11 protein-coding genes are annotated in these 11,745 nt (G+C 59.9%); 6 read left to right on the top strand and 5 right to left on the bottom strand.

Going from position 1 to position 11,745, the window contains the following annotated elements:
- The first annotated feature begins 144 nt into the window (after positions 1-144).
- The gene (gene groL / locus QM600_RS27495) at positions 145-1,767 is read left to right on the top strand and encodes a chaperonin GroEL (RefSeq protein WP_283264931.1); all 1,623 of its coding nucleotides are present in this window, start codon (positions 145-147) and stop codon (positions 1,765-1,767) included.
- Between the two features lie 229 nt (positions 1,768-1,996).
- Here the strand turns inward: groL and QM600_RS27490 are convergent, their stop codons facing one another.
- Positions 1,997-2,836: a type IV toxin-antitoxin system AbiEi family antitoxin domain-containing protein gene (locus QM600_RS27490; RefSeq protein ID WP_283264930.1), complete on the bottom strand. Its 840-nt coding sequence runs from the start codon at positions 2,834-2,836 to the stop codon at positions 1,997-1,999.
- A 768-nt stretch (positions 2,837-3,604) separates the two neighbouring features.
- On the opposite strand from QM600_RS27490, the gene QM600_RS27485 reads away from it, so the two are divergent.
- Positions 3,605-4,144, top strand: a complete 540-nt coding sequence (locus QM600_RS27485) for a VOC family protein (RefSeq protein WP_283264929.1) — start codon at positions 3,605-3,607, stop codon at positions 4,142-4,144.
- A gap of 3 nt (positions 4,145-4,147) precedes the next feature.
- Here QM600_RS27485 and QM600_RS27480 read toward each other — a convergent pair whose 3' ends face one another.
- Positions 4,148-4,942, bottom strand: coding sequence for an IclR family transcriptional regulator (locus tag QM600_RS27480; protein WP_283264928.1), 795 nt, complete (start codon positions 4,940-4,942; stop codon positions 4,148-4,150).
- A gap of 447 nt (positions 4,943-5,389) precedes the next feature.
- On the opposite strand from QM600_RS27480, the gene QM600_RS27475 reads away from it, so the two are divergent.
- Positions 5,390-5,662 carry a wax ester/triacylglycerol synthase domain-containing protein gene (locus QM600_RS27475; protein ID WP_283264927.1) on the top strand — a complete coding sequence of 91 codons (273 nt, stop codon included), beginning with the start codon at positions 5,390-5,392 and terminating at the stop codon, positions 5,660-5,662.
- 222 nt (positions 5,663-5,884) lie between these two features.
- A complete protein-coding gene (locus QM600_RS27470; RefSeq protein WP_283264926.1) occupies positions 5,885-6,031 on the top strand; it encodes a hypothetical protein in 147 nt (48 codons plus the stop codon).
- A 129-nt stretch (positions 6,032-6,160) separates the two neighbouring features.
- Here the strand turns inward: QM600_RS27470 and QM600_RS27465 are convergent, their stop codons facing one another.
- A complete protein-coding gene (locus QM600_RS27465; protein WP_283264925.1) occupies positions 6,161-6,364 on the bottom strand; it encodes a PspC domain-containing protein in 204 nt (67 codons plus the stop codon).
- 137 nt (positions 6,365-6,501) lie between these two features.
- Between QM600_RS27465 and ppk2 the strand changes: the two genes are divergently transcribed.
- Together ppk2 and QM600_RS27455 are read left to right on the top strand one after the other, a co-directional pair.
- Positions 6,502-7,416: a polyphosphate kinase 2 gene (ppk2, locus tag QM600_RS27460; RefSeq protein WP_283264924.1), complete on the top strand. Its 915-nt coding sequence runs from the start codon at positions 6,502-6,504 to the stop codon at positions 7,414-7,416.
- Positions 7,417-7,461: 45 nt separating this feature from the next.
- Entirely contained in the window at positions 7,462-8,295 is an 834-nt protein-coding gene (locus QM600_RS27455; RefSeq protein ID WP_283264923.1) for an alpha/beta hydrolase family protein, read from the top strand.
- 4 nt (positions 8,296-8,299) lie between these two features.
- Here the strand turns inward: QM600_RS27455 and QM600_RS27450 are convergent, their stop codons facing one another.
- Together QM600_RS27450 and QM600_RS27445 are read right to left on the bottom strand one after the other, a co-directional pair.
- The gene (locus QM600_RS27450) at positions 8,300-10,333 is read right to left on the bottom strand and encodes a prolyl oligopeptidase family serine peptidase (RefSeq protein ID WP_283264922.1); all 2,034 of its coding nucleotides are present in this window, start codon (positions 10,331-10,333) and stop codon (positions 8,300-8,302) included.
- Between the two features lie 81 nt (positions 10,334-10,414).
- A complete protein-coding gene (locus tag QM600_RS27445; RefSeq protein ID WP_283264921.1) occupies positions 10,415-11,479 on the bottom strand; it encodes an alpha/beta hydrolase in 1,065 nt (354 codons plus the stop codon).
- Positions 11,480-11,745: the final 266 nt, after the last annotated feature.

Below are 11,745 nucleotides of genomic sequence, written 5' to 3'. Positions count from 1 at the left end.
GACACCCCCGGTCGTCCGTCGCGGGCACTGACTCAAACCGCAGGCTAGATGGGTGACCAGGTAAATCGGTCGCCCTGTGCCGATGAGGTGACCCGAAAAGCGGTCACCTTGTGTGTCACCCCCTATCCGGAGGATCACTTCGCAATGGCAAAGATCATCGCGTTCGACGAAGAGGCACGTCGTGGCCTCGAACGAGGCCTCAATGCCCTCGCCGACACTGTCAAGGTGACATTGGGCCCCAAGGGTCGCAACGTTGTTCTCGAAAAGAAGTGGGGTGCCCCCACGATCACCAACGATGGCGTTTCCATCGCCAAGGAGATCGAGCTCGACGATCCCTACGAGAAGATCGGTGCCGAGCTCGTCAAGGAGGTCGCCAAGAAGACTGACGACGTCGCAGGCGACGGCACCACCACCGCAACCGTCCTCGCACAGGCACTCGTTCGTGAAGGCCTGCGCAACGTCGCAGCCGGCGCGAACCCGCTCGGCCTCAAGCGCGGCATCGAGAAGGCTGTCGAGGCTGTCACAGCTCGCCTGCTCGAAACCGCCAAGGAGATCGACACCAAGGAGCAGATCGCTGCTACCGCTGGCATCTCCGCTGGCGACCCGTCCATCGGCGAGCTCATCGCCGAGGCAATGGACAAGGTCGGCAAGGAAGGCGTCATCACGGTCGAGGAGTCCAACACCTTCGGCCTGCAGCTCGAGCTCACCGAGGGCATGCGCTTCGACAAGGGCTACATCTCGGCGTACTTCGCCACCGATGCAGAGCGCCAGGAAGCCGTCCTCGAAGACGTCTACATCCTGCTCGTCAGCTCCAAGATCTCCACGGTCAAGGACCTGCTGCCCCTGCTGGAGAAGGTCATCCAGTCCGGCAAGCCGCTCCTGATCATCGCCGAGGACGTTGAGGGCGAAGCTCTCTCCACCCTCGTCGTCAACAAGATCCGTGGCACCTTCAAGTCTGTTGCCGTCAAGGCTCCCGGCTTCGGTGACCGTCGTAAGGCTCAGCTCGCCGACATCGCCATCCTCACGGGTGGAGAGGTCATCAGCGAAGAGGTCGGACTCTCCTTGGAGACCGCAGGCCTCGAGCTTCTCGGCCAGGCACGCAAGGTTGTCATCACCAAGGACGAGACCACCATCGTCGAAGGTGCCGGCGACGCCGACGCCATCGCAGGTCGCGTCAATCAGATCCGCGCTGAGATCGAGAACAGCGACTCGGATTACGACCGCGAGAAGCTGCAGGAACGTCTGGCCAAGCTGGCCGGCGGCGTTGCAGTCATCAAGGCCGGCGCAGCAACCGAGGTTGAGCTCAAGGAGCGCAAGCACCGCATCGAAGATGCAGTGCGCAACGCCAAGGCAGCTGTCGAAGAGGGCATCGTCGCCGGTGGCGGCGTCGCACTCCTCCAGGCAGCTCCCGCCCTGGACGATCTCAAGCTCGAAGGTGACGAGGCAACCGGCGCGAACATCGTTCGCGTTGCACTGTCCGCTCCCCTCAAGCAGATTGCATTCAACGCAGGCCTCGAGCCCGGCGTTGTTGCAGACAAGGTCGCTAACCTGCCCGCAGGTCACGGCCTCAACGCTGCGACCAACGAGTACGAAGACCTCCTCGCTGCAGGCATCAACGACCCGGTCAAGGTCACCCGCTCGGCACTGCAGAACGCAGCGTCCATCGCGGCTCTGTTCCTGACGACCGAAGCTGTTGTCGCTGACAAGCCGGAGAAGTCTGCTCCCGCAGGCGATCCCACCGGCGGCATGGGCGGAATGGACTTCTGAGTCCATCCCCACCTAGCTGTTAAAGGCCCGGCTCACCATTTGGTGGGCCGGGCTTTTGCGTGGGCGCGGTGTGGTTGTGGTGCCGTGTTCGTGGTCAGATGGCTGGATGTGCCGGTGTGGGCGTAGTTGTGTGCACTGGTGCGCGGTGATGGTGGGCGTGGTGTTCGTGGTTGCACGCAACTCGTTTTCAGATGGCTGGATGTGCCTGCGCGGGCGCGATTGTGAGCAGCTACGCGCGTCGGCTCCGTCGACGCTTGCGCACCACCGCGATGATTTCGTCCACCACCTCGTCGAGATGCGCCATCGCCGTCGCGGCTGAGTAACGCAGCACGAGCCAGTCGTCGAGTACCAGTGTGTTCTGTCGGCGCCGATCATTGTTGAATACCTCAGGCTCGGTGTGGAATTCACGGCCATCGATCTCGACGATTACCCGACCTCTCCGGCACATGAGATCGCCGTAGTACTTGCCGACGCGGCCGTTGAGCTCGAGAGGAAAGTCGCGTGCGGACAGTGCTCGGGCGACAACACGTTCCGGTTCGGATAGCGTCCCCGGACAGTACATTCGAAGTTGTTGCCGCACAGCAGGAATCCCGTGCATGTGTTTCATCTTGTCGCATTGCAACGCGATCGACTTCCAGGGCACTTTAGTTGATACCGCGGCGTCGAAGAACGCTTCCAGTTGGGGGAGAGGCAATGTCGTTGCGACATCGATGAAGCACTGCTCGATCGACACTACTGGTAGGCCCTCGCATAGGTCCGCGGACGTTAGAGCTCGACGGTGCAGGCGTATCCACGACGGGCTGCGCGCTTGTGCGGACGCCGGTACGGTGGCTTCTACGAGGTGCGGTTCTTCGTCGAGCAAGCCCCATAGCCGGGCGGCCGTCGTGTGGCTGAGAACCGCGTCGGGTTTCCAGAGGGTGACTGCGATGCAGCGCTCGAGGTACTCGGGTTCTTCGGTGGAATACACCGATGGCAGGATGCGGTGAAGCTTTCCTGAACGTATGGCACGAGTAATCGCACTGCTGTCGAGCCCGCGATCGAGCAGTTGCTTTCGGGTGACCATGTCCATGTGAACACTGTGGCGGCACCGGAGTCGGAGTGCTTCCTCTGAAACTTTCCTGTGGATGAACGACGTACCTGTGGATGGTTGTAGGCGCGAGAAGTGTTGACTGAGCCGTTACTTTTCCGGGCATCTGGGCGCATGACCAGCAAAAATAGAACTGGCTTCAGGCTGGTCCTGAAGTAGTAAGTCGAAAGCTCACCAGCGCGGGCAAAATTGCGTTAGCGTGATGCCGGACATGGCCACGGAGGGCTGTTGGTTCGGCGGAAATCCGAATGTCGGAAGAACTGGATTCCTTTATGTACTAACAGATTTCACTTCTTGTGAGATGTCACAAGCAGGCTTGTGCGGATGTGTGATGAATTGACTCATGATCTACCGAAAGGGCAAAAATCAGGATGATTAATTCGGTTCTGCAAACAGCGGCAGCATTGTTCGGCGGGATGTTCGAGAACTTCTGGACAGGGTCAGATCTACCCTGGGGTCAGTAGAAGGACTTGCATTTTCCCGAAATTTTTTGACGGCAGGGTGCCCTAACTGATCGATGCGAAGGCTATCTCGTCAAATACTTGCGCTGGAGTTTTCCGGCCTGGTGTTTGGCGAGCTTGGTCGTTGAGCTGAGCCGCCGGGTACTGACGTCCCGCACCGCCACAGCGAATGTGACTGTGGCACTTCATGATTCCGTGAAACGGCCCGCGCTGGCTGTGGCGGTGCCGTGGCGCGGCACGAGCAAAAGTAATGTGCTCGTTGAGTACCCGAGTTGAAGGTAGGAATGCAATGGCTGTCCGAAGTCTGAACCATGCGGTGTTGTTCGTCTCCGACGTCGAACGGAGTGCAGCGTTCTACTGCGATGTATTGGGGTTCGAACGGCTTCCGGTCGATTTCCCCGGCGGAGCATTCCTGCGGGGAGCGAATTCGGCGAATGACCACGACTTGGGGCTTTTCCAGGCGCGAGCGCCACGTGCACGCGACGGTGCCGTAGGCCTCTATCACTTGGCGTGGGAGGTGGAGACCCTGAGCGAACTCGCGCTTTGCCGTGATCGGATGCTGGCATCGAACGCTCTCACCGGGGCGTCGAATCATGCTGCCACGAAGGCACTTTACGGCCGGGACCCCGACGGAATCGAATTCGAAGTCACATGGCTCGTGCCGGATGGCCAACTCGACGGTGAACTTACTCCCGGTGTCGCGTACACACGGCCACTGGACATTGCCGCCGAGATCGAGCGCTACGGTGCTTCGACGCCGGGTGGGCCACGTACCGATCGCGCAATTTACGCGCAGCTCAGGGCGCGCGTTGCGGAGCAGAACGACTAGCCGTCACGAAGCCTCGGAGCGATCCTGTGATCGCAGATCGTTTGCGACGCAGGCGTCCCAGATGTCGCGTGCTGCGATTCTGACCGCTGAGACGAGTTGGTTCATTTTCATGTCGCCGATCGGCCCGCAGACCGAGATTGCGGACCGGTTTCCGTAGTGATGATCGCGTGGGCCGATAGAGGTTGCCACGCAGGCAATTCCGAGCACTGATTCTTCGCGATCCGTCGCAAAGCCTCGGTCGCGAATGCGTTCGAATTCCTGCTGAAGGTGCTCCGGCGAGTCGATGCTGTACTGAGTCAATTTGCGGAGCGGAGTTGGGATAGAGCCGTGGACTTTGTCCTCGTCGAGATTGGCAAGAATCGACTTGCCGACTGCGGTGAGGTGCGCAGGCATCCGGGAGCCGACCCGGCTGGGAAGTTTCAACGGTGTACGCCCGGGGACGCGGTCCAAGTACAGCGTGTCGCCACTGTCTATTGCAGCTAGATGCACAGTCAGTCCAGTTGAGCGAGCCAGTCGGTTCAGGACAGGTAGGGCGCCGTGGCGCAGTCGGTTCTGGTTGAGTGCCCACTGTCCGAGTTCATACGACTTGCTGCCGAGTTCGTATCGATGCTCGAGCCTGGTGAGCCATCGCTTTGCGACGAGTTGTTCGAGTAGGCGGTGCGCTGTCGAACGGGCGATGCCCGTACGTTGCGATACCTGTGAAAGCGTGAGAGGTCCGCTGTCTTCGAATGTTTCGAGGATGGCCGAAATTCGATCCACTACCGATATCGGATCGTCCACCTTGCGAGTGGTTCTCACCATGAACTCCTGACCTAGCCGTAATACTGTGACCACAGTCACCATAGTGACGCTGGAATGGGGTTCGCAAACGACTGGCCCGCTCAGAGGGGCGCATTGCCGACGGTGTAGATAGCCTCAGAATTGCTACTTGGTGGATCCGCGTCCAGTAGGGTGATTTCTGCAGATTAATTACGATAAGTGAACAAATTCACGCGTGTCTGGAAGTTTGCCAATTTTGCTGAGTTGGCGATTGGAGGCCACGTTCGCGATTGCGCGCAACTTAACTCCGGATGGCCGGATGTGCCTCCGCGCGCGTAGTCGCGTGCACTGGCGCGTGATAGTGGCAGGGAATCGTCGGCGCCAATTCGGTTCGAGATCGGGAGTGAATGAGTCGCTATAAATCTTCTCAGAACCCGAAATGTCGGACTTCGGGGGTCGCTAGAATCCTGACCAAGTCCCCGCGACGTGGAATTCATCTACAACGAGTCCGAGGGCCACTTCAGTCATATGGTCTGCGCCTACTTCTTCGACACCACGGGTCACCCGCTCGCGGAGATGACGCACGCCGACGCAGTTCGGTGGATTACGGAACGATTCGGCTACTGGCCTTTGTTCACGAGTCGAGTACAGCGAGTTCCCCTCGCTCTGGACTATCCGTATTGGGTGCCGGCAACCGAGTTCAACGTCGACGATCATATTCGGGTGCACAAGGCATCGACGACCTGCCCGGCAACCTGACGTTGATCATGTTGAAGACGCATCACAGCGCCGGCGATGGTCTGGAGATCCGGAATCTCACCAATCGGTTGTTCTTCGGATCGTTGAGCGACACCGCGGGTGGAATCTTCGGTTCACTCGACACCATCAGTTTCGCCCCGCCTGTAGTACGCGCACCCTGAGTTTTGAATCCACCCTTCCTGAAGGACTAGGTCCTTCCCTGAACTATCTAAGGATAATCTGATGATCGAAGGATCTGTCATGGGCGCCGCAGGATCTTTGGGCGGAATTATCGGCCAAGGATTGGGCAGTATCAGCGGAATTGCTGTCAAGGGCCTCACGGCACTCGCTGCGCTTAGCGGTGGAGAACTCAAGGCTGCCGGAAAGTAAGACTCAGAGATTTTCGTTTCGGGGCTATGCATATAGCGCGTAGCCCCGAAACGCTCTTACTCATTTAGCTATTAGCTTCATTAAATAGCCGGCTTGTTACTGATGTGGATGGTATCTCCTACTAAAGTACTATCCCAAGGGCATAAGCATCCACGCTGCCAGATAAACCAAAGCAGCGGTTCCGCCAGTGCAAACAGTTGCGATTACGGCGAGAATTCGAACAAGATTGGCGTCTAGGTTGGAGTACTCCGCAATTCCACCGCAAACGCCGGCGAGTTTTCTGTCTTCAGTCGAACGGGTGAATGGGCGCGGTGTGTGGTTTTCGAATGTCATGTGTCCATTCTTATGTCTGCTGGTCATGTGCACCATCGGGAATTTCCCCGATCTTTCCCTGATCTTCTCTCGCGTCGAACGCGCCCGTTCACCGTAAGGTCACCGAATGGTTGCTGTCGGCGGCTAACCTGTCACGAGTGACCGACATAGCAGAACGACGTCCCTTCCTGAGCGCCTTCGCGGATCTTGCAACCGCCGTGGATCTGACCGATACGACGGGCTTCACCGTCGACGACAGCGACGATGACGATCCCGTATTGCTCACTGCGCCGGAAGGTTTCGAGGTCGACACCTGGCGTGAGGGGTACCCGTACGACTCGCGGATGCCTCGCGAAGAGTACGAGCAGGTCAAGCGTCTTCTGCAGATTGAACTGCTGAAGCTCCAGAATTGGTCGAAAGAGACCGGTGCCCGTCACGCGATCGTGTTCGAGGGCCGTGACGCTGCCGGAAAAGGTGGCACCATCAAGCGGTTCATGGAGCATCTCAATCCGCGAGGTGCTCGCGTCGTCGCGCTGGAAAAGCCGTCGGCGCGCGAGTCGACGCAGTGGTATTTCCAACGCTATGTGCAGCATCTTCCGGCGGCCGGCGAGCTCGTGATGTTCGACCGCTCCTGGTACAACCGGGCCGGGGTGGAGCGCGTCATGGGCTTCTGCTCCGACGAAGAGCACGATCGTTTTCTGCGGCAAGTTCCGTTGTTCGAGCAGATGCTTGTCGACGATGGGATCAGCCTCATCAAGTTCTGGTTCTCGGTGTCATCCCTGGAACAGCGGACGCGTTTCGCGATTCGCCAGGTGGATCCGGTGCGGCAGTGGAAGCTCTCGCCGATGGACATTGCCTCCCTGGACAAGTGGGATGCGTACACCGCAGCGAAGGAAGAGATGATCGGGTTCACCGACACTGCGGCGGCGCCGTGGACCGTCATCAAGAGCAACGACAAGAAGCGTGCCCGTATCAACGCGATGCGACATGTGCTGAGCCAGTTCGACTACGACAACAAGGACCACGAGATCGTCGGCATTCCCGACCCCCTGATCGTCGGCAGCCTCGAATAGTCGGATGAGCTGACCTGCGGCGCCCGGGTCGATAGTGTGAGAGGCATGGAGACCGTGCCGATCCAGCTGCCCGACGGAACCCTGACTCCGATCCGGCTGTTTCCCGGGCCGAAGGACGACGCCCCCGTTGTTGTGATGTTTCCCGGTCTCGGTGTGCCGGCAGGGTTTTACGATCCGGTGGCGGAGGCCCTCGTGGCCGCAGGCTTCAATGCCGCTATCGGGGAGCTGCGCGGCCAAGGCGACAGCCGGCCACGTCCCAGCGCGTCGAGCACCTTCGGGTATCAGGACGTGGTGTCGGTCGATTTCCCGGCGACGTTCGAGGTTGTGCGCGAAAGATTCCCGGCCAGCACGCCGTTCCTGCTCGGCCACAGTATGGGAGGGCAGTTGGGCGTGATGTACGCGTCGCGGATTCGCGGCCGTTTGGGCGGGGTGATCCTGGTGGCTTCCGGTTCGCCGTACCACCGAGGCTTCCCGGGAATCCGGGCTCCGGGGTTGTACCTGGGCTCGTCAGCGATGTCGATGACGGCCAACATCGCGGGCTTCTGGCCCGGTGATCGCCTGAATGTGGGCGGCTTCGGACGGCAGTCGAAGGTGCTGATCACGGATTGGGCCAGGTTTGCTCGCACCGGCAAGATCGAACCCGTGGGCGCAGATATCGACTACGAGGAGCGGATCGCCCGGCTGAGCTTGCCGGTCTTGTCCCTGACAATCAGCGACGACGATCTCGCTCCGCGTCGATCCGCAAAGAACCTGGTGGACAAGCTCACCGGATCACAGGTGACGATGGTGCACATCGACGAACCACTCGGTCACAACGGCTGGATCCGGAAACCCAAGGCTGTGACCGAGCGCGTCGTCGAGTGGCTGCGCGACCGGTGAATGCTCAGCTGAACTTCTGCCACAAGAATTCGTAGGTCAGCGCACTCTTGTAGGCCAACTGTGCATTGTCGGCGGCGCCGCCGTGCCCACCCTCGATGTTCTCGAAGTACAGAACCGGCTTGCCGAGTTCCTCCAACCGCGCCGCCATCTTGCGAGCATGCGCGGGATGCACGCGGTCGTCGCGAGTCGACGTTGCGATCAGAATCGGCGGGTACGACGCGTCGGCATCGATGTTCTGGTACGGCGAGTACTCCGAGATGAAGGACCACTCGTCCGCGTTGTCGGGGTCGCCGTACTCCGCCATCCAGGATGCGCCGGCCAGGAGGAGATGGAACCGTCGCATATCCAGCAGTGGAACCTGACAGACGATGGCGCCGAACAACTCTGGGTACTTTGTGAGCATGATGCCCATCAACAGTCCGCCGTTGCTGCCGCCCTGAGCGGCCAACAACTCCGGTGTGGTGATTCCGCGCTCGACCAGATCGCGCGCGACAGCCGCGAAATCTTCGTGAACCTTGTGGCGGCCGGCCTTCAAAACCTGTGTGTGCCAACCTGGTCCGTATTCGCCGCCGCCGCGAATATTGGCGACGACGTAGGTACCGCCACGTGTGAGCCACGCCCGTCCGATGGAACCGCTGTACGACGGCGTCATCGAAACTTCGAATCCGCCGTAGCCGTACAGAAGCGTCGGACCGGGTTGGGTGCCTTCGGTTCGGACCACGAAGTAAGGGACCTGGGTTCCGTCGGCGGAAGTGGCAAAAAACTGTTGCGTCACAATGTTTTCAGCGTCGAAGAATGCCGGCGCAGATTTGATGACGCTGGGCTCGGATTCGCCGATAACTCCGTGCAGAAGTGTTGCGGGAGAGGTGTATCCGCTGGAATTGAGGAAGTACTCGTTGCTGACATCGGGATCGGTATCAAGGATCTCGATTGTAGTGAGCTCGGGTAGGCCTTCGAACGGTGCACTGTCCCAACGGTCTTCGCTGGGAGTGAGTATGCGCAGAGTGGTTCGCACATCGGTCAGGATCACCAGAATCAGGTGATCCCGGGTCCAGCTGTACTGGTCGAGCGAGGAATGCTCGTCGGGTTCGAAGACGACCGTCAGATCGCGTGAACCGGCGAGGTAATCGTCGTATCGGGCGGCCAGCAGGGTACCCGTCGCGTACTCGGTGTCCTCGACGGTCCACGGTGACTTCGTTCGAATCAGTAGCCACTCACGATGAATCGAGATTCCCGCGTCTTCGGGCGTGTCGATCAGAACCAACTCGCTGTCGGTCGTGAATTGGAACCGTCGCGAATTGTAGAAATCGACTGAGCGAGTGACGAAGTCGCGCTCGAAGCCGGGCGTCGGATCATGGGAAGCGGAGATTGCGACGTCGGTGCTCTCGCCCTCGTAGATCGTCTCGGCGCTGGAAAGGGGAGTGCCGCGCTTCCACCGCATTGCCAGGCGCGGGTAGCCGGAGTCAGTGAGCGAACCTTCTCCGGTATCCGTTCCGACATAGACGGTATCGATGTCGATCCAGTCGATATCCGTCTTGGCTTCGGGGAGATAGAAACCTGATTGTGGTCCGTCGGCGTCGAGGAATTGTCTTGTCTCGATATCGAATTCGCGAACAACAGCAGCGTCCGCTCCACCGCGGGACAGGCTGATCAGCGCGCGGTTCCGAAGGGGGCGAAGCAATTGCGTGCCCTTCCAGACCCAATTCTCGCCCTCGGCTTCGGCCAATGCGTCGAGATCGACGAGCACGTCCCACTCAGGGCTCTCGCTTCGATACTCCTCGAGGGTGGTGCGTCGCCACAGTCCACGAATATTGACGCCGTCTCGCCAGAAGTTGTACAGGTACTCGCCGCGTCGTCGGACGTACGGGATACGCGCGTCGGTATCGAGGACCTCGCGGATATCCGACTGCATCTGCTCAAACCGTTCACCGGAGGCGAGTTGTGCTTCGGTGACGGCGTTGTGCGCCCGCACCCAATCGAGAGCTGCCTCGCCCGTGACATCTTCGAGCCAGAGGTACGGATCCTTATCGGAAGTCATGCGTCCATTCTTACTGCTACCGGCAGAGCGCGTTCGACCCCGCTCCCGAGAAGCTGTGGGAGCGGGGTCGAATTGTTGAACTCAGATGTCGAGCGAACGCGCGAGCATCGGCCAGGAGTTGTTCAGATCGTCCTGCCAGTAGCCCCACGAGTGGGTGCCGGTGGGCTTGAAGTCGAACTGCGCCGGGATCTTCAGTTCGTTGAGGCGGTATGCCAAGTTGTGTGTGCAGTAGTTGACGGCTGCCTCGATGATGCCGCCGACGATAACCTGGTTCGCCACATTGGCAATCTCGCCCTTCATCGCGGGATTCGCGAGGGTGTCATGCGGGCCGGGCAGACCGGATCCGGTGGAAATGTACAGCTGGGTGCCGCGAAGCTTCTCGGCGTTGACAACCGGATCGTTGTCGATCCAGCCTTGGCCGTCGAGCGGGCCCCACATGTTGGTGATGTCTGCGCCGCCCCTGGTGCCGGTAACGAGCTGAATAGCGCTCTGGCCGACGGGCGTGCTGGTCTCGGCGCAACCGCTGTACGCGCCGACGGCCTTGTAGAAGCCGGGGGCTGCGATCGCGAGGTTCAGAACCGACGTGGCGGTCATGGAGATCGCGGAGATCGACTGGACGCCGTTGGTGTTGAATTCTTTGTCGATGACGGGCGGGAGTTCCTTTGTAAGGAACGTCTGCCACTTCTGGCTACCGAGTTCGGGATCGTCGTTCACCCAGTCGGTGTAGTAGCTGAAGGCACCTTGCAGTGGGGTGACGACATTGACGTTCTTGTCCCGGAAGAAGTTCATGACGTCCGCGTTGCGCTGCCACGTCGCAGTGTCCTCGCCGCCGCCGGCACCGTTGAGGAGGTAGAGCGTCGGGCGCGGTGCACTGGTGTCTGCGGGGGTGATGACCTCGAGCGGGATATCGCGATTCATGGACGGGGAGAACACCTTGATGGTGGTCTTGCGTCCAGCGTCGACGCGACTCGAGAGCTTGGAACCCGTTGCGTTGACCTTGGCCACTGCCGCGGTGGCAGTTGTATTTCCGCCCGCTGTTGTATCTCCGCCCGCGGAGGACATGGCCGGACTGATCAGCATCGGCAATACGGAAACGGCTGCTATCGCGGCGACCATACGGCCGCGCTTGAATGTACGAGCGCCCATACTCTCTGAAACCTCCACTACTTTGCCCGAAAGACGTTCGGGATCGATGTCTTCGGTCAGTAAAGCAGAAACATCATGGTCAGGTGGGCTTTTTGACTGTTTTGATGCACGGTTATACAGCATTCGACCCCGCTCCCGAGAAGCTGTGGGAGCGGGGCCGAATGGTCAAACCGGTGTATCTAGTTCTTGACGTCCATGGAGTTGGCAATCATCGGCCAGGAGTTGTGGAGATCGTCCTGCCAGTAGCCCCACGAGTGGGTGCCGGT

Source organism: Rhodococcus sp. IEGM 1379, from assembly GCF_030056815.1.
Taxonomy (GTDB): Bacteria; Actinomycetota; Actinomycetes; order Mycobacteriales; family Mycobacteriaceae; genus Rhodococcus_F.
The sequence above is the reverse complement of the archived record's forward strand: the minus strand, read 5'-3'. Positions and strand labels throughout refer to the sequence as shown.

Bases quoted from the DNA above. Each gene is read 5' to 3' on its own strand.
- groL (WP_283264931.1), top strand. From the start codon at position 145: ATGGCAAAGATCATCGCGTTCGACGAAGAGGCACGTCGTGGCCTCGAA.
- QM600_RS27490 (WP_283264930.1), bottom strand. From the start codon at position 2,836: ATGGACATGGTCACCCGAAAGCAACTGCTCGATCGCGGGCTCGACAGC.
- QM600_RS27485 (WP_283264929.1), top strand. From the start codon at position 3,605: ATGGCTGTCCGAAGTCTGAACCATGCGGTGTTGTTCGTCTCCGACGTC.
- QM600_RS27470 (WP_283264926.1), top strand. From the start codon at position 5,885: ATGATCGAAGGATCTGTCATGGGCGCCGCAGGATCTTTGGGCGGAATT.
- QM600_RS27465 (WP_283264925.1), bottom strand. From the start codon at position 6,364: ATGACATTCGAAAACCACACACCGCGCCCATTCACCCGTTCGACTGAA.
- QM600_RS27455 (WP_283264923.1), top strand. From the start codon at position 7,462: ATGGAGACCGTGCCGATCCAGCTGCCCGACGGAACCCTGACTCCGATC.
- QM600_RS27450 (WP_283264922.1), bottom strand. From the start codon at position 10,333: ATGACTTCCGATAAGGATCCGTACCTCTGGCTCGAAGATGTCACGGGC.
- QM600_RS27445 (WP_283264921.1), bottom strand. From the start codon at position 11,479: ATGGGCGCTCGTACATTCAAGCGCGGCCGTATGGTCGCCGCGATAGCA.